Consider the following 491-nt stretch of genomic DNA (forward strand, 5'->3'; position numbering starts at 1 on the left):
GAAGTAATTGAAGACAGTGAAACCAAGCGTATTGAGCGCCATCGCCAACCATTAGGTGTAGTGGCTTCAATTACTCCTTGGAACTGGCCATTGATGATTGCGGTTTGGCATATCATGCCTGCATTGCGTGCAGGTAACGTTGTCATTAGTAAACCTTCTGAATACACCCCACTATCGACTTTACGTTTATGTGAAATCATTCAGCAAGAAGTTCCTGCTGGCGTAATTTCAATTGTAGTTGGTGCTGGTGAGATTGGTGAAGCATTATCTTCTCACCCTGATGTACAAAAAGTCGTGTTTACGGGATCAACTCGAACAGGTCAGCACATTATGGCTGGGGCAGCTCAGCACCTAAAACACTTAACTTTAGAGTTGGGTGGTAATGATGCTGGTATTGTATTGCCTGATGCAAATATCGATGAAATTGCAGCCAAGATTTTTAATATGGCGTTCTTAAACGCTGGTCAAACATGTGCAGCCTTAAAGCGTCT

Annotated in this window: 1 protein-coding gene; it reads left to right on the top strand. The window is 43.2% G+C overall.

Going from position 1 to position 491, the window contains the following annotated elements; genetic code table 11:
• Nucleotides 1-491, top strand: a 491-nt coding sequence (locus tag GBI66_RS19175) for an aldehyde dehydrogenase family protein (protein WP_151717185.1), incomplete at both ends; no start/stop codon positions are given.

It is taken from the genome of Acinetobacter sp. TUM15071, from assembly GCF_008980925.1.
GTDB classification, from domain to species: domain Bacteria; phylum Pseudomonadota; class Gammaproteobacteria; order Pseudomonadales; family Moraxellaceae; genus Acinetobacter; species Acinetobacter dispersus.